Annotated in this window: 17 protein-coding genes; 9 read left to right on the top strand and 8 right to left on the bottom strand. The window is 51.1% G+C overall.

Going from position 1 to position 22,460, the window contains the following annotated elements; all coding sequences use genetic code 11:
- The first annotated feature begins 109 nt into the window (after nt 1-109).
- Nucleotides 110-1,057 carry a DUF808 domain-containing protein gene (locus ACR9EC_RS04960; RefSeq protein WP_435300394.1) on the top strand — a complete coding sequence of 316 codons (948 nt, stop codon included), beginning with the start codon at nt 110-112 and terminating at the stop codon, nt 1,055-1,057.
- Between the two features lie 145 nt (nt 1,058-1,202).
- Nucleotides 1,203-2,705, top strand: coding sequence for a glycosyl hydrolase family 18 protein (locus ACR9EC_RS04955; protein ID WP_435300393.1), 1,503 nt, complete (start codon nt 1,203-1,205; stop codon nt 2,703-2,705).
- 77 nt (nt 2,706-2,782) lie between these two features.
- On the opposite strand, the gene ACR9EC_RS04950 is transcribed toward ACR9EC_RS04955, so the two are convergent.
- The 4 genes from ACR9EC_RS04950 to ACR9EC_RS04935 all read right to left on the bottom strand — a co-directional run bounded on the left by ACR9EC_RS04950 (nt 2,783) and on the right by ACR9EC_RS04935 (nt 6,469).
- A complete protein-coding gene (locus ACR9EC_RS04950; protein WP_435300392.1) occupies nt 2,783-3,409 on the bottom strand; it encodes a chitinase in 627 nt (208 codons plus the stop codon).
- A 153-nt stretch (nt 3,410-3,562) separates the two neighbouring features.
- Complete coding sequence (gene ald / locus ACR9EC_RS04945) at nt 3,563-4,669, bottom strand: alanine dehydrogenase (RefSeq protein ID WP_435300391.1); 1,107 nt, start codon at nt 4,667-4,669, stop codon at nt 3,563-3,565.
- 54 nt (nt 4,670-4,723) lie between these two features.
- On the bottom strand, nt 4,724-5,560 hold the full coding sequence (locus tag ACR9EC_RS04940; protein WP_435300390.1) for a VOC family protein: 837 nt from the start codon (nt 5,558-5,560) through the stop codon (nt 4,724-4,726).
- Nucleotides 5,561-5,737: 177 nt separating this feature from the next.
- Nucleotides 5,738-6,469 (bottom strand): DUF4352 domain-containing protein, encoded by a 732-nt coding sequence (locus ACR9EC_RS04935; RefSeq protein ID WP_435300389.1) that lies wholly within the window; start codon nt 6,467-6,469, stop codon nt 5,738-5,740.
- Between the two features lie 134 nt (nt 6,470-6,603).
- Between ACR9EC_RS04935 and ACR9EC_RS04930 the strand changes: the two genes are divergently transcribed.
- Nucleotides 6,604-8,064 carry a sensor histidine kinase gene (locus tag ACR9EC_RS04930; protein ID WP_435300388.1) on the top strand — a complete coding sequence of 487 codons (1,461 nt, stop codon included), beginning with the start codon at nt 6,604-6,606 and terminating at the stop codon, nt 8,062-8,064.
- 35 nt (nt 8,065-8,099) lie between these two features.
- Nucleotides 8,100-8,792: a response regulator gene (locus tag ACR9EC_RS04925; protein WP_435300387.1), complete on the top strand. Its 693-nt coding sequence runs from the start codon at nt 8,100-8,102 to the stop codon at nt 8,790-8,792.
- A gap of 71 nt (nt 8,793-8,863) precedes the next feature.
- Here the strand turns inward: ACR9EC_RS04925 and ACR9EC_RS04920 are convergent, their stop codons facing one another.
- The gene (locus ACR9EC_RS04920) at nt 8,864-11,464 is read right to left on the bottom strand and encodes a glycosyl hydrolase family 18 protein (RefSeq protein ID WP_435300386.1); all 2,601 of its coding nucleotides are present in this window, start codon (nt 11,462-11,464) and stop codon (nt 8,864-8,866) included.
- A gap of 867 nt (nt 11,465-12,331) precedes the next feature.
- Between ACR9EC_RS04920 and ACR9EC_RS04915 the strand changes: the two genes are divergently transcribed.
- From ACR9EC_RS04915 to ACR9EC_RS04900, 4 genes are all read left to right on the top strand, one after another.
- Nucleotides 12,332-13,639: a quaternary amine ABC transporter ATP-binding protein gene (locus ACR9EC_RS04915; protein WP_435300385.1), complete on the top strand. Its 1,308-nt coding sequence runs from the start codon at nt 12,332-12,334 to the stop codon at nt 13,637-13,639.
- Complete coding sequence (locus tag ACR9EC_RS04910; RefSeq protein ID WP_435300384.1) at nt 13,639-14,511, top strand: ABC transporter permease; 873 nt, start codon at nt 13,639-13,641, stop codon at nt 14,509-14,511. Before ACR9EC_RS04915 ends, ACR9EC_RS04910 begins: the two co-directional genes overlap by 1 nt.
- A 25-nt stretch (nt 14,512-14,536) precedes the next feature.
- Nucleotides 14,537-15,424 (top strand): glycine betaine ABC transporter substrate-binding protein, encoded by an 888-nt coding sequence (locus ACR9EC_RS04905; protein ID WP_435300383.1) that lies wholly within the window; start codon nt 14,537-14,539, stop codon nt 15,422-15,424.
- Nucleotides 15,425-15,589: 165 nt separating this feature from the next.
- Complete coding sequence (locus ACR9EC_RS04900; protein ID WP_435300382.1) at nt 15,590-18,118, top strand: FAD-dependent oxidoreductase; 2,529 nt, start codon at nt 15,590-15,592, stop codon at nt 18,116-18,118.
- Nucleotides 18,119-18,180: 62 nt separating this feature from the next.
- On the opposite strand, the gene pdxT is transcribed toward ACR9EC_RS04900, so the two are convergent.
- The 3 genes from pdxT to ACR9EC_RS04885 form a co-directional block, all read right to left on the bottom strand.
- Nucleotides 18,181-18,786, bottom strand: coding sequence for a pyridoxal 5'-phosphate synthase glutaminase subunit PdxT (gene pdxT / locus ACR9EC_RS04895; protein WP_435300381.1), 606 nt, complete (start codon nt 18,784-18,786; stop codon nt 18,181-18,183).
- Complete coding sequence (pdxS, locus tag ACR9EC_RS04890; RefSeq protein ID WP_435300380.1) at nt 18,783-19,706, bottom strand: pyridoxal 5'-phosphate synthase lyase subunit PdxS; 924 nt, start codon at nt 19,704-19,706, stop codon at nt 18,783-18,785. Before pdxS ends, pdxT begins: the two co-directional genes overlap by 4 nt.
- A gap of 114 nt (nt 19,707-19,820) precedes the next feature.
- Nucleotides 19,821-20,852, bottom strand: coding sequence for a hypothetical protein (locus ACR9EC_RS04885; protein WP_435300379.1), 1,032 nt, complete (start codon nt 20,850-20,852; stop codon nt 19,821-19,823).
- Between the two features lie 84 nt (nt 20,853-20,936).
- Between ACR9EC_RS04885 and ACR9EC_RS04880 the strand changes: the two genes are divergently transcribed.
- Nucleotides 20,937-22,433, top strand: a complete 1,497-nt coding sequence (locus ACR9EC_RS04880) for a PLP-dependent aminotransferase family protein (RefSeq protein ID WP_435300378.1) — start codon at nt 20,937-20,939, stop codon at nt 22,431-22,433.
- Nucleotides 22,434-22,460 lie beyond the last annotated feature (27 nt).

The raw sequence follows: 22,460 nt of genomic DNA, 5'->3' as shown, positions 1-22,460 counted from the left end.
CGCAGAAAAGCCACTGACTGATACATTGTGAAGTCGCACCATCGTATAAAGACGCAAACATAACGGTGGCGTGTTCACATGAATGCAACAACGGGGAAGAAGGCGTGTGATGGCTTCAGGCTTTTTTGCACTACTAGATGACATAGCGCTGCTCGCTAAAGCTGCAGCATCGTCTATCGACGACATGGCGGCAGCAGCTGCCAAAGCTTCTGCAAAGTCGTTAGGCGTTGTCATCGACGACGCTGCCGTCACCCCACAGTACGTGCAAGGGATCGCCCCAAGCCGGGAACTCCCTGTGATCAAACGGATCACGATCGGTTCGTTGCGCAATAAATTCCTCGTTATTCTGCCAATCGCCTTAGTGCTCACCACATGGGCGCCATGGGCGCTGCCCATACTCCTCATTATTGGTGGAACATATCTTGCGTTCGAGGGGGCAGAGAAAGTTTTAGGCTGGTTCGGCGTTCACTTGCATGGCGATAAAAAGCATGCGGTTGAAGAAGTGAAAAACTCCGAAGAGTTCGAGTCTTCACTTGTCCGCGGCGCTGTGCGCACCGACCTTATTTTGTCTGCAGAGATCATGCTCATTGCGTTATCTAACGTCGGGGATCACCCATTCTGGGAGCAAGTGGGAATCCTTGCGATTATCGCTCTGATGATGACCGCTGGCGTGTACGGCGTCGTCGCCTTGCTCGTCAAAATGGATGATGTTGGAGTGCGTTTAGCGCAGTCACCTAAGCAAGCAATAGCTGGGTTTGGTCGCGGTCTTGTTAAAGGAATGCCGCGGGTTTTTAACGTGCTTTCAACCGTTGGAACAATCGCAATGTTGTGGGTTGGTGGGCACATCGTCGCTAAGTCGTTGTATGACCTCGGGTTTAAACCGCTTTACAACATTGCCCACGATATTGCGCATTGGTTCGAAGGCTTTAGTGGGGCAGTGGGAGCATGGTGTGGAGACACCATATACTCGGCGTTCCTAGGCCTCGGCGTGGGGCTGCTTGTTGTCGGTGTTGTTGCAGCGTTTGGGAAGGTCCGGCACCAGAAAGCTGCGCACTAAATGAGATAAGCATGTTTATTTTTCATTCACAGCACAGCGCTTGATGGGCATCTTGAACCATATGCAAGGGTTCCCAATAGTCCTAAAACGACTAAAATGTAAGGAACCTTAACTAAGGATCACGACGATGTGAATGGACATAATCATGAAACCTTCATGGATTCGTAAGTCCCTGGCAGTTGCCGCGTCGATGGCAGTACTTGTATCGATGGGTATCGCAAGTGCCAACGCAATGAACAGAACAGAAACTGCTCCCGCAGCAGCAGCTTCGACGCCCCACCAGTGGCTTACTGGATACTGGCATAACTTCAATAACGGATCAACAATCCTAAAATTGCGGGATGTGCCTCAGGCATACAACCTTGTTGCTGTTGCCTTTGCTGAAAGCGCGCCAGGCGTGCCCGGCGGAATTTCTTTCACCCTAGAGTCGCAAGAATTGGGCGGCTACACAGTTGAAGAATTCAAAGCAGACATCAAAGCTGTGCAAGCACAAGGCCGTAAAGTCATCTTGTCTGTGGGTGGAGAAAAAGCCCACGTATCTATCAGCAATGCAACAGAAGCAAAAAACTTTGCTGACACTGCACACGCGCTCATCAAAGAATACGGTTTCGATGGAATCGACATCGACCTCGAACACGGCGTAACAGCAGACCCACTTGCTAGCGCGCTACGCGACCTTCATGGACGCATCGGGCCAAACTTCATTATTGCGATGGCTCCACAAAGCATTGACTACCAAGCAACCACAATGCCGTACTACCAGTTAACAAAGAAGATCGCGGACATCCTGACGATTGTTAACATGCAGTACTACAACTCTGGTGCAATGATGGGCTGCAACCAGCAGGTATACAGCCAAGGCTCCGTTGACTTCTTGACGTCGCTTGCATGTATCCAACTTGAAATGGGACTGAGACCAGATCAAGTAGGTATCGGTGTTCCTGCAGTGCCAAGCGCTGCCGGTGGCGGATATCAGCCCATGAGCAATGTTATTGCTGCTGTTGACTGCCTTGAAAAAGGAACAAACTGTGGCACGTTCAAACCTGCCAAACCTTACGGGCCAATCGGTGGCGTAATGACATGGTCGGTGAACTGGGATGCCACAAACAACTATGAACTAGCAACGAAGATGGCTAACAGGCTTTCTCTTGGTGGAACATGGACACCTCCAACTGACCCAACCACTCCACCAACAGATCCCACAACGCCTCCAACTGACCCAACCACACCACCAACCGACCCCACAACGCCTCCAACCGATCCAGGAACTGTCACCTGTGATGGTATTGCGTTGTGGAACGCAAACGCGGTGTACAACGGCGGAGCGCGGGCCATCTATCAAGGTGTCGTATACGAAGCAAAATGGTGGGTTCAAGGTCAAGCCCCAAGCTCCGACCAGTGGGGTCCTTGGAAAACAATTAAAACCTGTGACACAACCACCCCAACCCCAACCTCAACCCCAACCACTCAACCGACCACTCCTCCCACAACTCCAGCCTGTGCTGGATGGGTAGCCGGGAAAGTGTATGTCGCCGGTAACGTTGTTACATACAACGGTGCAACATACACGGCACAATGGTGGACAAACTCTGACGTTCCAGGGGCTGCAGGAAGCAACTCATGGAAGAAGGGCGGCACCTGCGCATAACCTGCTCAGGTCAAGCACTATCTGACACAAGGGTGGGTGGTTACCTAACAGGTAACCACCCACCCTTTTCACACCCATCAGCAGGAGAGACGATCACCTGTTGTTGTGCCAAGAATTTCTGCATACTCCGTAAACAAGCGAATACGGCTTGCTACTTGCCGCGGATTTCCACCTTCGCATTCAAGCGGACCGTTGATTGTGCGGATCGTTTCTCTAAATCCCTGATCGCCGACAATCGCATCGTGACAGGTGTAGGTGCCTGGGCCAACCTGAGTGTTCCAATACCACAAGCCTGTAGCCCACGCGATCATCGGGTCTTGTTCCACTAATTCAGGGTGGTTAAGCAAATCAAACCCGAGAGCATCTCCCGCAGCCTTGTAGTTGAAATTCCACGACAACTGGATGGGTCCGCGACCGTAATAAGCCGACTGTCCCGCAGGGCACCCATAAGGTTGTGAAGGATCGCAATAGTGGTGATAAAGGCTCGTGTTTATTTCAGTAACGTGCTTCAGCTGTAGCGTTTCATGGCTGACGTTTGCAAGGAACGCTGCAGCCTCACGACGAGCGATCTCATCACCACCACTACGAGCAAATTCAGGATATTTCGAGGTCGCTTCTACAAGCCCCTCATACGTGTAGAAAGGGTTTCTTTCAGGGAAAATACGATCGAATTGTTCAGCAGAGACAACAAAGGACACGCTCATGGGCACTCCATTTTCATGTGGCGACAGTAGCCTCCCTGATTCACCTATGAATCTCTACACGCGCTGCTCAAAGCCCGAGTTTAGCCTAGTTAAGTACATGATTCTAGGACCATCACAGCATGAAGCGACACCGGAATTAGCTGCCGAGCAGATCTAGAAATGAAGTTCATGATGAGGCAGATGCAACGCTTGAGCAACACCATGATGCGCAACGTGGCCGTCGTGTACGTTCACGCCTTTTCTCAGCGAGGCATCCTGCGATACGGCTTCTTTCCATCCGTGTGAAGCAATCATTGAAATGTACGGCAAGGTGACATTCGTTAAGGCACGTGTTGCAGTGTGTGGAACAGCTCCAGGCATATTACTGACGCAATAAAATAACGAATCGTGAACCGCATACACGGGATCGTCGTGGGTTGTTGGACGTGAATGTTCAAAACAGCCGCCCTGATCAATAGCGATATCGACGAGAACAGACCCCGGCTGCATGTTTTTAATCATCTCGTCCGTGACGAGTTTCGGTGCAGCATCACCAGTAATAAGAACTGAGCCGATAACAAGGTCGGCTTGGGTTACCTGCTCAGCGATTTCAACCTGCGACGAATACACCGTATGGATGCGTGATTCGCTGCGTGTAGAAATGTAGCGAAGCCGCGGTACAGAACGGTCAATGACAGTAACGTCCGCACCCATTCCGGACGCAGTAAAAGCAGCCTCAGTTCCAGCAACGCCACCACCGATCACAACTACTTTTGCGCTGGGAGTCCCAGGAACACCGCCCATGAGTTTTCCAAGTCCACCAGCAGGTTTCATCAAATGGTAAGCCCCAACCTGAACACTTAAACGCCCAGCCACTTCGCTCATGGGCGCAAGAAGCGGCAAAGACCCATCAGATAACTGAACGGTTTCGTAAGCGAGCGCTGTGGTTCCAGCAGACAAAAGGGCATGCGTGAGTTGCGGAGCAGCTGCAAGGTGAAGGTATGTGAAAAGAATAAGATCGCTTCGCAGGTAAGGAAATTCTGCTTCTAAGGGTTCTTTAACTTTTACAACAAGTTCTGCTTCACCCCACGTTGTTGCGGCATCTGAAGCGATGCGAGCCCCTTTTGCGCGGTACTCTTCGTCGCTGAAACCAGATCCTAATCCTGCTCCAGTTTCGATCAGTACGGTGTGCCCAGCATGAACGAGTTCGTACACACCTGCTGGTGTGAGGCCAACTCTATCTTCGTGATTTTTTATTTCTTTGGGAACACCGATGCGCATGGTTGGCCTTTCTCCGGGTAGGTTTGCCTGCAGTAATGCTGCCTTGTGGGCGTTTTACTGCGCTGCCTTTAAAACAGCGATATCAATCTTTTTCATCGACAGCATTGCGGTGAATGCTGCAATGTTTGTCGTAACAAATTCATCAATGTTTCGTGGTGCTATCTGCCAGCTCACCCCAAACTTGTCTTTGCACCAACCGCACTGTTCGGCTTCAGGAACGTGAGAAAGTGCTTCCCAATAGTGATCTATTTCTTCTTGGGTATCACATTCCACCAGCAAAGACACACCTTCTGAGAACGTGAAGTTGTGATCCGCGCCAGAATCCATTGCGATGAACCATTGATCAGCTAGAAGGAAATCTGCGTACATGATCGACCCGGCTTTGGCATGACCTGAGTCTTCGGGGTATCGAGCGGCAAAATTTAAACGCGAATGAGGGAAAATCGACGTATACGCGTTGATGGCTTCTTCTGCACGGTTTACTTGTTCGCCGTTGAACAGAAGAGAAGGGATTATTTCAGGGCGCGGAGGGGTGGTTGTGGGCTGTTCGTCGTTCTGCAAGGTGAGTTGCCAAGACACCCCGTATTTGTCTTCCACCCACCCGTATAGTGGGGAAAACTCGTAGGAATCAAGTTCCATAAGGACTGTTCCATCTTGCCGGAGGCTTTCCCAACGCTGCCTGAGCGTCGATTCAGGATTGGCGTGAAGTGCAGCAGAGTGGGTTACCGTAAACGAGATTGATGGGTTAGGGCGAAACTCGCTACCTGCGTTTATGCCTATGAACCGAGTTCCTTTAATAGAGAAATCAATGGTGAGGATCTCGCCGGCAAGTTCTTGCTGAAAGTCTGGCAAGCCGGATGAGAGTGCAGCCACGATCGTGTGTGTTTTCATGGAATGCCCCTCAACTCGGTTCTGTATACACACTTCAAAATCAGTGTAGTGTGCATCACTTTTCCTAGCCGGTTGAGTTATGCAACATCAGTAACACAACGTTGTCCGCGGCATAATAAATGCCGCGGACAACAGGTCACACTCGCGCAAAGTGTGCCATGTAAGGTGGATCTCGAGTTACTTGCTCAAAGTAATATCAACTTTTTCTGTTCCCCAAAAACCTGTTTGAGCTTGAAAAATGTTGTCTTTAGCGTCAGCTACGGAATCAGACACATCGAAGACGACAACTCCTGACATTTTTAGATCAGGGTTAAGCTCTTCAACAAAAAATGAGTCACCACCATCATGTGTGCTTGCAGTGATTGAAGCCATGTCATCGGCTTCAAATGTTTTACCCCCGCTTGTGAGTGAGAAGAATGATGATGTGACAAGAGCAGCCTCATCAGAGTTGTTTGTGACGTCTAAAGAAACGATTACATATGTTCCTTTAGCCTTTTCCTTTAAGAAATCACTACCAACTGTCTTCGCTGTTTCCACTCCAGTGACCTTGTATGTCATGTCACCGGCTTTGGCTACGTCACCAATTTTGAAGCCTTTTTTCTTTGGTTTTTCTTTCTTTGGTTTTTCCGCATTTTCTTCGGAAGCATCGTTGGTTGTGTCTTGAGCGGCCGGTGATGCGTTGCCGTCGTTTCCGCTTCCATTAGCTAAAGACCCTATAAAAATGAGGGCTGCGATTATTCCCAAAGCAGTTAAAAACTTGTGTCGAGCAAACCAAGATTTTTTAGGTGGAGGAGTTGGCTGCCACCCGTTGTGAGGAGGGCCAGCAGGGGGCGCCGGATGTGGTGCTGGAGCAGGACCTTGCTGTTCTGCAAAAGGTTGCGGTGGGTTGAAACGGTTGTCTTGAGTCATGATGACCTTCCAATGAGCAATGTGTGCTCAATAAGAATGCTGGTCAGCATGCCTGCTTTGTATCCCCCAATCGGGTGGAGATGATTAGCTGGTTGGGGGAGATGGACGTCTGAGGCTGTATATACACTATGTTCATGTTCTTCCGCACTATGCAGTGGCTTAACGGTAGCCCTTGGTCACTTTCTGGTGATATACGTGGCCCTTTCAGTCCGCCGCAAAAGACGCAACGGGTAACGTTGACGACTATTACATTTATATGTGTTGCTTTTATGTCGATGGTATTTATCGCAGTCCCAGTTGAAGACACGGCAACGGATATCGAATATGTGTTTTTTTACTTAAATTTTGTTATGGCGGTTCTTGTCACTTTATCTATGTGGTGGCGAAGGAAAAAGCCACTTCTTATTTTTTCTTTTAATGCTGTAGTGGTAACTGTTTTTCCATTATCACCTTTTGGTGTTCTCGTGCCACTGATTTGGGTGATTGCTTGTGCTCCTCAGACCATTGTTCTATTAACAATCGTTGTTGCAGGTCTTGCAACTGGAATAGCTCTTTATCGAGATTATGTGCGCGATGTCCCACAATCGCTATTCACAATTGAAGAAGCAGGAGTGATGACACAGTTATCGCACGAATCGTACATAGTCATGGGAATAACGTTTCTTATTGTTCCCGTGCTTCTTGGAATACGGCGTCGGCACCAAAAAACTGCTATAAACGTGCCTTTAACGCCGAGAGCACACGCACATGGGCATGCCCTCGCACCAGTGCGCATGAATGCCCCCAATGCGCATACCGTGCCTATGCCTATGCCTATGCCTGTTCAGCAGGTTCGACAGAATTATCAACACAACTATCAGCGTGGACAGCAGCCGATCCAGCCTCAACCGTCACAACGGCAGGCACCTAATAGACCTGAAGGGCATACAAGCGCAGTTCCAGTTCAAGATCCAAAGCGCCAAGAAGAGCTAAGTAGGCAACAAGAGCGTGACCTTATTGCGAGGGAAATGCACGATACCGTTGCGCATCAACTCTCTTTGGTTTCACTGCAAGCATCAGCATTAGAAGTCACCTCAAGCGACCCCAATGTTCCAGAAAGTGCGCGAGCCATGAGGTTATCTGTGAATCGTGCTCTTGACGAGATGCGGGGTCTTATTTCGTCATTACGAGATTCAAAAGATGGCGGTTACACGGGCGTGACACCAACGCTGGCCGATCTCGACATGCTAGTGCGAGAAGCCCAAGAATCGGGTGCTCCTGTCCAGCCAGAAATCCGAATTCAAGATGGTGATAAAGCTTCGCATAGTTTGACCAATGCCGTATATCGAATAACGCAAGAAGCATTAACCAATGCGATTCGGTATGGCTTAGAATCTCCGATCGTTATGCGTGTGTTAGGTGCGCCGGGTCTTGGCATAACGATTGACGTCATTAATGAAATATCCGAATCAGCTAAAATATGCTCACAAGGATCACAGGCAGGGATTCCAGGAATGCAAGAACGCGCAGAAACTCTTGGCGGAAGTGTCACGACTAGCGAAATTGGTCGGGTATTTATTTTACAAGCACGTTTACCTTGGAATAATGAAAACTAGTAAATACAGTTATTTTTATCGAGAACGAAGCATTCATGTCTAATTCCCTGCAGTATGAAATTACTGATCCGAATATTTCAATACCCGTTTTACTTGTTGACGATGACCCAATGATCCGACGGTTTCTGCGGATCATCATTGAGGCAGCAGGCTGTCAAATAATCGCTGAAGTATCTGACGGTGACGAAGTCGTAGAAGCTGTGCGGGCTCATCGTCCGACTGTTGTTTTGATGGATATACGAATGGGCCGTCAAGACGGGATCGCTACAACTCGACAATTACGTGCTCTGGGATTTAGTGCAGGAATAATTGCTCTCACTTCTTTTGATACTCAAGCAGCAGTTATCGATTCTGTAGATGCCGGGGTTGATGGGTTCTTAGCTAAAGATGCTTCCCCTGAAGAAATACAGTCGGCCATACGCAATGTTGCTGCTAAAACGGGTGCGATTTCTGCTCGTGCTGCACGCATTATTATGGACCACGCGCGATCCCGCTCAGATGCTACGGCTTTTAAATGCGTTGAGAAATTTTCAACTTTTACTCAGCGTGAACGTGAAGTTACTGCTTTGCTTGTCACTGGAAAAAGTAATCCCCAGATTGCAGCAGAACTCAATTTGGGCGAAGCCACAGTAAAAAGTCATGTATCGGCTGCAATGGAAAAATCTGATACTACGAATCGGGTGCAACTCGCTGTTTTTGCAGTAAGAGCAGGCGTTGTAACTCCATAAAAGAAAAGGTGTGGGGTACCAGTTTGTAACTGGTACCCCACACCGTGTGCTACCTCAGTATGCAGATGCTGTTAGCATCCAGCGCGCCAAGGTGCGCTTGTGTCTGGCTTATCGCCTTGGGTCCACCACTTTGCAGTGTAAATTGAACCGTTGTAGGTCACATGAGCGCCAGCAGTGTAGGCAGTCGTCGCGTTCCAAGCAGCTGGTGTGCCACACGTGCCCGTGCCACCATCGCCACCGCTTCCACCCTTTGGCTCTACGACGAGAGCGTTACGTGGCATGTCATAGGTGGTTCCATAGGTTTCACCGTTGATTGCTACGCGTAGGTTGGAAATGGAGGTCATTGGCAAACGCCAACTGAACTTCGTTGATGCTGAACCACCTGCTGGAATTCCTCCTGCTGGAACCTTCAACGAGTAGGTGTGGAAGTCACCTTTAAGGCCGCCCACGTTGTTTCCGCTGTGGTCGCTCTTTACCTTGGTGATTCCCCAGCCACCTTGTTCACCCATTGCACCGGTGTCTGATGTTGCAGTGTCAAAGGTGATTGTTGATCCTGCTGGAATAGCAGTCTTTGACTTGTTGGTGAAGGTTACTTTCGGGTTGATGGGGTAGTTGTTGTCGCCAAGTGCGAAGTCCGAATAGGTCATGTCGAGGTCAATTACGTTGCTTGGGATTGCAACATTAGATTTGGTTGCCTTGTATGGCGTTGACTTCGACAAGCGGTCGTGAATGAGGTTCACGAGCGTGGACCCCATCTCGTATTGGCCCTTGGTCTGGTTGTACTCGTAGTCACCTGCGAGTTCCCAGATCATGATTCCACCAGCGCCCTTGTTGGCAACGTAGTCTGCTTTAGCTCGGATGGCTTGTTCAGAGTCACCTGACAGGAAGGTCTTTGTGGTGTTGTTCCACCACCATTCAACTTTGGTTACGTCGTCGAAGTGGTGGGTATACGTGCCGTTTAGGGTCGTAGGTGAACCGTATGAGCTGACGTAATCACCAACGACACCCTTTTGTAGGTTTAAGACGTGCCAAATTGGGTTGGCACCTGCACCGAGCTCGTTGCCCTGCGCATCTAGGTCGTGCCACAGGTTGTTGATTCCAGTTGCTCCTGCACCACATTTAGAGTTTCCTCCTAGTGATGGTCCAGTACCTGGTGGGCATTTGGTTTGGTCTGCAAGCGGTGCCGAGCCATAGAGGCCATTTGTGCCGCCTTGCACGCCATCCCAACCACGGGTGTAGAACGGCACACCAATGTTGATTCGGCCGGCTTGGGCAGCTCCACGGAAGTAGTGGTATGCCCAGTCTGTGTTGAGGTATCCGATGTTTGAGTATGCGTTGTAGACGCCACCTGCTGCGAGTTCTGGGTCTTTTCCGTCGTCGAAGAGTGCGCCGTTACCGCCAACGTAACTGTTCCATGCTCCGTGCAGGTCGTAGCTCATGATGTTGACGTAGTCGAGATAACGCATGACTTGGTAGGTTTCAGCACCACGTAGGAGCCAGCCTGATGCAGGAGCCGCAACGGTAAGCATGTAGTGCTTTCCGTCTTGTGCACCTGCACGGTCAAGCTTTTCGCGCAGTGTCTTCATAAGTGATTCGTAACCACCCCACAGTTTTGCACGGCGTGGCTCAGAGAACGAGAAGTCGTCTGGGCTGCCTGCTTTGCTGTTTGAGTTTGCGTATTCGTAGTCGATATCTACGCCATCAAAACCGTATTGACGAATAAATTCGACTGCTGAGTCAGCAAAAGCATCAATTTTTGCTTGTGAGTCAGTGAGTGTGTAGAAGCCGCCGTCTGCAACGCGTTTTCCGTTCGCATCAAAGTGTCCGCCGGTTTCTGCCCATCCACCAACTGATACGAGTGCTTTAACTCCTGGGTTGGATTTTTTGTATTTGTTGAGCAGGTTGAAGTGGCCTTTGTATGAGTAAGCGGGGTCCATTTCTGCACCGGTTACGTTTGGCCAGGTCATGTCGGTTGCTGCGTTACCTGGAACTTCAGCGTTAACGGAGAGTTTTCCTTGTCCGTTAATGTGCGCGAATGCGTAGTTGATGTGGCTGAGCTTCTTCCAAGGAATGTCGCTTGCGAGATAGCTTGGTTTGTTGTCAGCACCGTGGCGCCATGATGTGAAGTATCCGATGACTCGGTTGTTGAGAGCGTTGGGAAGTTTTTCTCGACCGTTTTCATCGTAGATAGTGCAGTAAGGGACGTTCACACCTGGGGTTTGGTAAAGGCCATCTGGGCGGCACTTTTCGTCAGGGTTTGTTGTCCAAGGTGTGCCCGTCGGTGTGGGATCAGGCGTCGGTGTGGGATCAGGCGTCGGTGTGGGATCAGGCGTCGGTGTGGGATCCGGTGTTGGGGTGGTAGTTGGATCTGGCGTTGGTGTGGTTGTTGGGTCCGGTGTCGGATTTGTGGTGCCACACGTGCCTGTGAGTTCCCAAGCACCCCAAGCTGAAGCGCCGGGGACTTCGGAGTTAGTCCACCACTTGGCTTTATAGTTTTTACCTTCGTGCGAGACGAGTTTTCCAGCGGTGTAAGTGTTTCCGGCAACCCACGCGGGTTCACAAGCGGCAGCTTGTGCGCTAGTTGCAGGAATCGTGAGTAGCGCTGTAGCCATGGCAAACATTGTTGCGATGGCCGCTATGCGGGCGCGCCGCGAAATTGCAGAGATACGCATGCTCTTCCTGTTCGTCTTTGAACTGGTGCGTGGCAGCCTTCACCGTTGCACATAGTGCATGCAACATGTGGGGAAGGGCTGACGCTATCCATACGGGAGGGCGTAAGCGCTAGCCGACCCCCTGCCGTGCTAGTAATGTTCAATGCCGATCTGTTAGCAAGGTTTACTTACTAATGAATAATGCGGCGTTGAAGTGTACTTTTCCCATTACCGTCTAGGGCAATGGTTACGTGCGACCCTCTCCGGATATTGCTACGCGGCATGTGTGTTTTCCGCGGCTGGAGAGTCCGATCAACATAACGTGCATGAGCGCGTTATGTTGTGCGCTGTAGTGCATGGTGTGGCTCAAAGTTAATTCTCGGAAAGCATCTAAAAGAATGGGCAGTGATGCCCCTTGTGAGCTTTTTTGTTTTTTTGAACAGTGACGGTTTTGGTTTTCGCGCACTTTCTGGGTAACAGTTTGGTAAAGCAGTTCGGAAGGCTTTGAGGGATGCGCATTGCCACCGCTTTAAACGCGGGCTGGCGAGAAGATACTTTTCTTGTGTTTGTGACGTGTTTCACCCGCCGACAACTTTGTTAATTCAGGTTAAAAGAGGGCGTAAAGCGCTTTACGCTCGGGTGAAAAATTTACATATGGTAACGTCGGTGGCTGTTTGGCAAAGGATCTGCAAAGGGCTAGCCAAGCAACGCCGCAAGCGCGCAACGGAAATACCGAAACGCGAATGTAAGGTGCCGCAATGCCCGCCAGATGTGTTGGTCGACCACAGTATGAAACTGTTGACCATCGCAGAGCGGTTTAGGTGTTTGGGAAAGGACCCCAAACGCATTGTAGGAACCCGGCTACGGCCACAACGTGCCACCCCATTTATGAATATCAGTGAAGTCGTCCTCAAAGCCGATGGCCTATACAAAGTATTTGGTCATAAAGCAGAAAACGCGGTGGCTAAATTACAAGCCGGCGCACAACGAAAGGAACTTGAACCTCACGCAACAGCAGCTGTCATAGATGCAACGTTCGACGTTGCACGCGGAGAAATCTTTGTGGTCATGGGCCTTTCTGGCTCAGGAAAATCTACGCTCATCAGAATGCTGAATGGGCTACTAGAACCAACCGCAGGCAGCGTTGAAATCCTTGGCGAAAACATTTCGGGTATACCCGCGAAAAAACTTCGCAACGTGCGAGAACACAAGGTTTCCATGGTGTTCCAGAAGTTCGCATTGCTCCCGCACCGCACCGTTATTGAAAACGTTGCTTACGGCTTAGAAATCCGTAAAATAGCCAAATCTGAACGACTCGCAAAAGCCCAAGAATTTGTGGATCTTGTTGGGCTATCAGGGTGGGAAAACAAACACCCCAACGAATTATCAGGTGGTATGCAGCAGCGCGTTGGGCTCGCCCGCGCCTTGGCCGCTGACACCGATATCTTGCTGATGGACGAAGCGTTCTCAGCACTCGATCCGCTCATTCGTCGTGAAATGCAAGAACAACTTGTGACCTTACAGTCGCAACTTGGTAAGACAATTATCTTCATCACGCACGACCTCAACGAAGCCATGTTCCTAGGCGACCGAATCGCAGTCATGCGCGATGGTCAAATCGTTCAAATAGGTTCGCCTGAGGACATCTTGCAAGATCCAGCAAACGACTACGTTTCGCAATTCGTGCAAGACGTGGACAGGGCACGCGTGCTTACTGCAGTATCTGTCATGCAGGCACCAGCCGCCCACATTCAACAACCCAGTGGTCCGCGCGCAGCATTACGGGTCATGCGAGAACAGCAAACTTCATCATGTGTTGTAACCAACCGACAACAGCAATACATGGGAATACTTACTGACCGAGCAGCCCTTGAACTCGTGCGTTCACACGTTAGCGTGTTGGACGATGCGCTTGTGCAGGCTCCAGTTGCAGCCCCTGACGATGTGCTTGCAGATCTCGTTGGGCCAGCAGTGGAATCTCCGTACCCGCTTGTTGTTCTGGACGAAGACCGAAAACTGTGCGGGGTAGTGCCTCGCGTTGTATTGCTTGCAGCACTCAGCGGGGATGGCACAACTGAGTTCACTCCACAACCACTACAAGCCGCATTGCCGGCTGAAGTCATTGAAGAAGCACTTGCGCAAGGGGCAAGTAGCGGAGATGAAACATCAGCCGAAACGTTGGGAGATGGAAAATAATGGATAACTTCCGTCTACCAGTAGGTGACATTGCTTCAGACGCTGTTGACTGGGTTGTTGCCAACCTGTCTGCAGTATTTGATTGGCTACGTGTCGTTTTTGTTGGCATGTATGACGGCGTTAACTGGATGCTCTCAGAACCAGCCGCATTAACGATTATCGTCATTATCGGAGTGCTTGGTCTGCTGGCTCGAGGCCTAGTCTTTGGACTGCTTTCTGTAGCAGGGCTGTTCCTCATTGTTGCGATGGATCAGTGGGACAACGCTATGAGCACGCTTGCGCTTGTGCTTGTTGCTGCAAGCTTGGCGATACTTTTGGGTATTCCGCTGGGCATAGCATCAGCAAAAGTGCGCTGGGTTTCTTACATCGTTAAGCCAGTCATGGACTTTTTACAGACGATGCCCGCATTTGTGTACCTCATTCCAGCGCTTTTGCTGTTCCGTGTGGGAGTAGCTCCTGGAATCGTGGCCACTATTGTGTTCGCAATGGCCCCCGGAGTGCGCCTTACAGAATTAGGTATTCGCGGTGTGGATAGCGAAACCGTTGAAGCAGGACAGTCGTTTGGGGCAACTCCCATGCGAATCCTCCGTCAAATCCAACTCCCGCTAGCTCTGCCGTCCATTATGGCGGGAGTTAACCAAGTAATTATGTTGTCGCTCTCCATGGTGGTCATCGCAGGTTTGGTCGGTGCCGGAGGACTGGGTGGCGACGTGATTGCTTCACTTAATCGTCTTGATACGGCTTTAGGGGTGGAAGCAGGGCTTTCCGTCGTTATTTTGGCGATGATTCTTGACCGTTTTACTGGAGCTTTTGGACAGCGCCGAGGCCTATATAACTGGCTGCGCACAAAAGCAGGGCATGCGCGCGCGTAAGCGCATGCGAAGAAAGGACACACGCATGAACAAGAAAACAATTTTTTCAGTATCCGTAGTGGCTGCTGCCGCTTTGGCTTTAACCGGTTGCTCCTCTGACTCGGCAGGTGAGAAAACCGAGGGCACCGACAAAGCTGTGAGCATTGCAGTCTTTAACGGATGGGACGAAGGTATCGCAACAGCAGAGCTTTGGCGTGCTGTTTTGGAAGATGAGGGTTACGACGTATCCCTAGACTATGCGGATGCTGCACCGTTGTTTGCTGGTCTTTCTACTGGCGACTACGACTTCACAACTGATGTGTGGTTGCCTGGCACCCACAAGGAATACATTGAGAAATTTGGTGGGCAGCTAGAAGAGCTTGGTTCATGGTTTGATCAAGCAAAACTTACTGTCGCAGTGAACGAAGATTCTCCAATCACGTCGCTTGATGAACTTGCCGGCAGTGCTGATGCATTTAACAACAAAATCATTGGTATTGAGCCAGGTGCTGGTCTCACAGCTGCGATGGAAGAAGCTGTTATTCCTGGCTACGGTTTGGACAAGATGGACTTTATGACATCATCAACCGTTGCCATGTTGTCTGAGTTGAAAGCTGCAACAGACAACAAAGAAAACATCGTTGTGACCTTGTGGGAGCCTCACTGGGCATATTCCGCTTTCCCAATCCGTAACCTTGAAGACCCTGAAGGCGCATTGGGCGGTGCCGAACTTATTTACAACTACGGTCGTGCAGGATTTGCGGAAGACCACCCAGAAGTTGCTGGCTGGTTGAAAGACTTCACCATGAGCCCAGAGCTTTTGTATGACCTAGAAGATGTTTTGTTCAACAAAAATGACACAGACGACTACGAACCTCTTGTGCGTCAGTGGATGAAGGACAACGCAGAGTTTGTTGAGTCAATGACTTCGTAATGAAGCGTGAATCCTAGGGTGATTTCACATGGGGGCCGGTGCACTGCACCGGCCCCCATGTTGTATTTGAAGTGGGGAGTAGTGTGCGACAAACGTCCCAATACCCCCGGGGGTATTGGGGTATTGTTGTTTTAACGTAACGAGCCAAAAAACAAGGTAGGAAGCATGAAAATCGTAGTCATCGGTGGAGTCGCCGCAGGCGCATCAGTAGCAGCACGCGCAAGAAGGCTCGACGAACACGCAGAAATAGTTGTTCTTGAACGAGGACACCACATCTCCTTCGCCAACTGTGGCTTGCCATACCACATCGGTGAAGTCATCACAGAGCGCGAACGCCTCCTCGTGCAAACACCCCAGTCACTACGAGAATCACTGAACATCGACGCCCGAATCGGCCAAGAAGTCATTGCCATCGACAAAAGCGCCCAAAAAATAACCGTACGCAACGTCGACGACGGCACAGAATACGAAGAAACCTATGATGCGCTCGCATTATGTCCCGGCTCAGAACCAGTGCGACCCCCACTACCAGGCATTAACCTCCCGCAAGTTATGGTGCTTCGTCGCATAGGCGACATGGACGCCATCAAACGACAACTCGACGATCAACTCAAAGAAAAAGAACAGGGTGCCAGAAGTAACGTTCGAGCCGTCGTTATTGGTGCCGGTTACATCGGCATCGAAATGGCTGAAAACCTACGACACCGAGACGTCGACGTAGACGTCGTAGAAACAGCTGACCAAATCCTGCCACCCGTCGACAGAGAAATCGCAGTCCCCGTTGAAAACCACCTACGGCTACGCGGAGTTAACCTCCACCTCAAAACAGCAGCCGCAGCATTCGTCGAACTACCCGATGGAAAAATACGAGTCGAACTCAACAACAACTCTGCCCTCGATGCCGACCTCGTCATTTTGTCTGTCGGGGTAAAACCAGCACACGCACTAGCACAACAAGCAGGACTAGCCGTAGGAAAACGTGGGGGAGTCATCGTCGACACCCACATGCAAACCTCCGACCCACACATTTGGGCAGCCGGCGACGTCGTCGAAACAGAACACACCGTTTTGAACGAATCCCAACTCTTCCCACTAGCCGGACCCGCCAACAGGCAAGGCCGCGTAGCCGCAGAAAACATGTGCGGCAGAAACACCACCTACACCACCACGCAAGGCACCTCAATCGTCAAAGTCTTTGACATGACTGCAGGAGGAACAGGCGCAACCGAAGCACAACTACAAGAACGAAACCTGCCTTACCGTGCAGTACACGTCCACCCTTCAGGGCACGCCGGATACTACCCCGGAACCGCAATGATGCACCTGAAAGTACTCTTCAACCCAGAAACCGGAAAACTCCTCGGCGCCCAAGCCTCCGGCTTCGACGGAGTGGACAAACGCCTAGACGTCCTAGCGACAGCCCTGCGACTAGGCGCAACAGTCTACGACCTAGAAGAACTCGAACTCGCATACGCGCCACCCTTCGGTTCCGCAAAAGACCCCGTCAACATGGCCGGATTCGTAGCAGCAAACACAATCCGCGGAGACCTCAACCTGTGGTACGCCCAAGACTTCCCCGCAGCATTAGACGGCGCACGCACAATCGACGTAAGAAGCGCAGACGAATTCGACCTCTGGCACATACCAGGAGCCGAAAACGTGCCGCTCGGACAACTGCGCGAAAGCAGCGAAGCGTGGGACCGCAACACCCCAATACGTCTTTACTGTGCAGTAGGATTCCGTTCCTACCTCGCCTACAGGGCGCTTGTGCAACGCGGATTCACAGACGTGCGAACACTCTCAGGCGGTTCAGTAACCTTCCGAGCCTGGCATGAAGTAGAAGGAGAAGGCGCCCAACCTCAATACGCAGAAATCTCCCACGCCTCAGCAAACACGCAAACGGCTGCCGAATTCTTCAACCAAGTCCCAACCGCACCACACCAAAACCTGCAACTAGACTGCACCGGACTGGCTTGCCCAGGGCCGATCATGAAACTCAAAAAAACAGTTACCGATCTAGCGCCCGGCGACGAAGTCACAGTCACCGTTTCAGACCCAGGCTTCGCACACGACGGCCCCGCATGGGCAGCAGCAAACGGACACGACGTCCTCGAACTGACCCCCAGTGGCCCCGGCTACGTCATGAAACTACGAGTGGGGAACCCTCAAGAGAACCACCCACACACAGGATCATCACTCGCACCTGCTGGAGCTCTCGAAACCCGCGAAGGCATGTCATTCGTTGTGTTCTCCGGTGAACTCGACAAACTCCTGGCCGCGTTCATCATCGCAAACGGCGCGCTTGCAATGGGTAAGCCAGTGCGTATGTTCTTCACTTTCTGGGGACTCAATGCGTTGCGCAGAGAAAACCCACCTGCACGCGACCGCAGTGCACTCGACAAAATGTTTGCTGCAATGATGCCTTCCGGTCCTGACGCGCTCAAACTTTCCAACATGAACATGGGTGGCGCCGGAACCGCGATGATCAAGAAAGTTATGAAAGATCATTCGGTGTCAACGTTGCCTGAACTTATGGAATCAGCAATTGAAGGTGGCGCTGAAATCATCGCGTGCACCATGACAATGGATCTGCTTGGCATCGCCGAATCTGACCTCATTGATGGGCTAGAACTTGGCGGGGTCGCAACCTTTATTGCAGCGGCAGAAAAGTCAGGGTCCACATTGTTCATCTAGCATGTCAGTAATGCATGAAGGTGGGGTGGTCGCATGCAACCACCTCACCTTCATGTGTGCCGTTATGAACGGTTATTCACGGCTTGCGCTACTACTGCTAAAAATGCGCTGTGCAAGGTCGTGTCTTCAGTGATTTCAGGGTGGAAAGTCGCCCCGAAAATGTTTCCTTGCCGAACTGCAACAGCATGCCCGTTATGAGTTGCAATAACGTGAGCGTGCGGCCCTACCTGTTCAATGATCGGTGCTCGAATAAACGCAACAGAAGCTGTTGCTTCATCGGTCAACTCAACATCTGCAAGGAACGACGCAAGCTGCCCGCCGTAACCATTGCGTCGCACGGTGACATCGAGTCCGCCTATGCGTTCATAGCCTTCTAGAGCGCCTAACTCCGTCACGTCGTCTGCAAGCAAGATTAAACCTGCGCAGGTTCCCAACACAGGTAGGTTGTGCGCTGCGATGAGGTCGCGAATGTGCCCGAGTAGGTCTGTTGGTGCGGCTAGACGTGCAATGGCGGTGGATTCTCCACCAGGGATGATGAGGGCGTCTAGGGTATCTAAATGTTCTGGTTTACGTACCGGAACAGGGATTGCGCCAAGACGACTCAGCATTGCTTCGTGTTCTGAAACGGCCCCTTGTAGTGCAAGTACGCCAACGCGTAAAGATGTCACCAGCCGCGCTCCGCAAGGCGGTGAGGTGCAGGCAGATCAGTAACGTTGATTCCAACCATTGCTTCGCCTAGGCCGCGAGAGACGCGCGCAATTTCTGCGGGGTCGTTGAAGTGTGTGGTTGCGTGCACGATTGCGCGTGCGCGTTGTTCAGGGTTTCCTGACTTGAAGATTCCAGACCCAACAAATACGCCGTCTGCGCCCATTTGCATCATCATTGCAGCATCCGCTGGTGTTGCTACGCCGCCTGCAACGAAGAGAACGACTGGTAGGCGTCCGTCGCGGGCAATCTTTTTGACGAGTTCGAATGGTGCGGAAAGTTCTTTTGCTTCGACGTAGAGTTCGTCTTCTGATAGTGACGTGAGGCGAGCGATCTGAGCGTTGATTGTGCGGATGTGCTTCATGGCTTCGGAGACGTCTCCGGTTCCTGCTTCACCCTTTGAACGAATCATGGAAGCGCCTTCGGTGATACGACGAAGTGCTTCACCAAGGTTGGTTGCGCCGCAGACGAACGGTACTTTGAAGTTTCGTTTGTTGATGTGGTGGATGTAGTCGGCAGGGGAGAGCACTTCGGATTCGTCGATGTAGTCGACGCCAAGGGCTTCTAGCACTTGTGCTTCTACGAAGTGTCCGATGCGTGCTTTTGCCATGACAGGGATGGACACTGTGTCGATGATTGCGTCGATGAGGTCTGGGTCGCTCATGCGTGCGACTCCGCCTTGGGCGCGAATGTCTGCGGGGACTCGTTCGAGCGCCATGACTGCGACTGCACCAGCGTCTTCAGCAATTTTTGCTTGCTCGGGGGTGACTACGTCCATGATGACACCGCCTTTGAGCATTTGTGCTAGTCCGGTGTTGAGGCGGTTTGCTGGAACGAGGTCATGGGTGTCGAGGGAGTTGTGCTCGTTTTGTGTTGCAGACATAAGTGTTCCTTACGAGGTGCGGCCATATTTCACTTATAAGGATCACTATAAAACTGGTACATGAACAGATCCGGTTCATTCGACTTTTACTAGTCCAGTTTTGGGGAGAGTGAGTCAGTCGAGATCGTCACGGATAAACATGGGCTTATCAGGTGTAGCGTGTTTAAGCTCGGCAAGGAGTTCAGCCCACTGCGGGAGCGGGTCGTGTGCTGCTTTCTTTGTGCTTCCGTAGAAGAACCACCCGTGTGTCGAGCCGTCGAGGAACTCAATTTGTAAGACTCGTTCATGGGAGTCGAGGGGAGAGAGTTTGATTCCTTTGAGCTCGTTAAAACGTAAGAATGTATTGTCAACGGAAAACCCTTCGGAATATACCGAAAGCGTGTGTGGAACTTTTGCTAGGCGTTGAATCGTCGTAAATAAATTGATGAAAGACAAGATGAGAACAACAGAAGCAACGCCGGATATTCCGGTGAGTGCTGCATGAAAACTTCCTAAGTCCTGTGCCGGAATAAGAGTTACAGCAAGCACTCCCGCAAAGGAGAAGCCCCCGGAGAGACAAGTGACAATAAGCGCTTTTCGTCGTGATTGTTGTAATGCCGAAAGGTTTAACGAGAAGGTCGCTAGCGGCGGTGCGGAAGGCTGGTCGTGCTCAGGGGAAAGCGAGGTGCCTAGCAGCGTAGTTTCGTGTTGTTCATCAGGAAAAACAGCTAAGAAGTCTCGCAAACTTTCAGGAGTGAGAGTCGGGAGCGGGAAACGCCGATTGTTCTCGACAACATAAACAACAGTGTGTGCCTTGTTGAATGGTGAGCCGGCGTGCTGGGCTGTAGTGATCTGAACGTCTGCACGGTTAAAGGACCGTTTTATGTCAGATTTTCCGCGCACTTCTAACGTCGATTCTGTAAGCGCAACTTTGAGATGAAAAAAGGGCAGCGCTTTTACCCATAAAGCAGCAATCAAGGCGCAGGTGATTGCTGCAGCTACACACACAACAAACGTTACTGAATCATCACGCGTGTATGTGATGTATGTAAAAAAACCGCCAACACTTCCAACAAGAAGAGTTATAAAAATAAGAGTTTTTACGGTTTCTGTACGCGATATTTTAAATGTGTGTACGCGAGTGTCGGACGTCTCATGGGTGGGCACGACACAACTATACGCGGGCGGAAGATTTTACGAAATGACGCGTGGAGTCTCATGAAGTATGCGATGAGGTCATAAAGTATGGGAATGCTTCCGATTGTGATTCACCCAGAACAGCCTGATTCTTTAGCTGTCCAAATCGCGCGAGAAATTCGGGCTTTGGTTGCGCGCGGTGGGTTGAAGCCGAATGAATCTGTTCCTTCGACGCGTACGCTTGCGCAACAGTTAAATGTTTCGCGAGGAACTGTTGTTGCAGCATATGACCAGTTGGTTGCAGAAAGTTTTTTGGTTGCCACTCCGGGCGGTAAAACCCGTGTGCACCCTTTCGCACTTGTGCAGGATCCGGATGTTCTTGCTGGAGCCGCGCAGGCGCATACCCGTGCTGGAATTGCGAGAGAGCAACTCGTGAGGAACGACGTGAAGCAGAGAGTGTCAGATGATGCTCATGAGGGTAAGGCGGCTGTTAACGATGTGAGTGGCACTGCCATAGATATGACTCCTCACGTACATCCTCGAGCGGTCATTGATGACTCTGCTTGGCGTGAAGCGTGGCGCAGGTCTGCAACACCAGAGGATTCGTCTGTGTCAGTGGGGACAGAAAACTCGCAAGGCTTGATGGAACTGCGAGAAGCCATCGCTGAACATTTGCGGCTCATGCGGTCGATGGTTGTTGACCCACATGATGTCTTTGTTACTACTGGTGCTCGTGATGGCCTGTCGCTTGTACTTTCTGCACTGCCGCAAAGTAATCGCACGGTGGCGGTTGAAAACCCGGGGTATTCCGGTTTGCGCAGAGTTATGACACGGATTGGGTCTTCTATTGTTGAAGCGCCTGTCGACGAACATGGCGTGCTGCCAGCGGAAATACCTCACACAGCGCATGCTGTTTTAGTGACCCCCAACCATTTGTATCCGGTGGGTGGTGCTATGCCTGCTCCTCGTCGGCTGGAGTTGCTGGCGTGGGCGCGTGAGAAAAACTTGTTAGTGATTGAAGACGATCTTGATAGTGAGTACCGGCATGTTGGTGCCGTGATGCCGAGTGTGTGGGAATTGGATCCACAGCATGTGGTGCATGTGGGTACTTTTAATCAGGTGCTGACGCCTGAAGCCCGCATGGGTTATTTGATTGCACCAGATTTTATGCATGCGGAGTTGCGTGCTGCCCGTAGCGATATGGGGTCAGGGGCATCGGCTATCGCGCAGCGGTCTGTCGCGCATTATTTGCGTGGTGGGGGATTGCGTCGTCATATTATTCGACGTAGGCGTGACGTGCTGCGGCGTCAGGAGCTTGTGATGGCGCAATTGCAGGGCCTGAACGTGCATCTTTTGGCGGGTGCGAATGTCATTGTGCCAGTTGCTGATCATGACATGAGTCTTCGGCTTATTGCTCGGTGCGCTGAGCGCGGGGTGAAGGTTGGGGATTTGGCGGAGTATTGGAACAACGCTGAGGGCTTACCGGAGGCAGGCATCGTTCTTTCATACACGGATATCCCGCTTGATGTGCTGGGGGACGCAGTAAAACGTGTGGGTGAAGTAGTGCGTGACATGCATGCAGGAGAGATAGGTTCTTTCCGCTCACATTAGGACCAACGACCCATAATAATTAGGTTA

Source organism: Timonella sp. A28 (assembly GCF_051200815.1).
Taxonomy (GTDB): Bacteria; Actinomycetota; Actinomycetes; order Actinomycetales; family Cellulomonadaceae; genus Timonella.
Note: the sequence above shows the minus strand (reverse complement) of the source record. Positions and strands in the feature narration are given on the sequence as shown.